The sequence below is a fragment of the Streptomyces flaveolus genome, from assembly GCF_000716535.1.
GTDB lineage: Bacteria > Actinomycetota > Actinomycetes > Streptomycetales > Streptomycetaceae > Streptomyces > Streptomyces flaveolus_A.
Genome location: NZ_JNWV01000156.1, coordinates 1 through 518 on the forward strand (window position 1 = coordinate 1; position 518 = coordinate 518).

Consider the following 518-nt stretch of genomic DNA (forward strand, 5'->3'; position numbering starts at 1 on the left):
GCGAAGCTCGGGTCACCGGACGTGTCCGTGCGCAGCACCAGCGTGTTGACGAAGAACCCGATCAACTCATCCAGCGCCTGATCGGTCCGGCCGGCCACCGGACTGCCCACCGGAACATCCTCACCCGCCCCCAACCGCGACAGCAGGGCAGCGAGTCCGGCTTGCAACACCATGAACAAACTCGCACCCGAGGCCCGCGCAAGATCGGCCAGACGCCGGTGCAGATCCGCGTCGATGCCGACGGTGACGTAGTCACCCCGGTAGGTCATCACCGCCGGACGCGGACGGTCCGTGGGAAGCGTCAGCCGATCCGGCAGGCCCGCCAACGCCTCCGTCCAGTAAGCGATCTGCGTCGCGAACAGACTGTCCGGATCGTTCTGATCACCCAGCAGGTCGTTCTGCCACAGCGTGTAGTCCGCGTACTGCACCGGCAGCGCAGACCACTCCGGCACCCGCCCCTCCACCCGCGCCGTATAGGCACGCGTCAGGTCAGCGGCCAGCGGGCCCAACGACCACCC

The 518-nt window shown here is 68.0% G+C and carries 1 protein-coding gene; it reads right to left on the minus strand.

What is annotated here, in order from left to right; translation table 11 throughout:
* A partial coding sequence (locus tag OO52_RS45630) for a condensation domain-containing protein (RefSeq protein ID WP_158712715.1) occupies positions 1-518 on the minus strand: 518 nt, incomplete at both ends.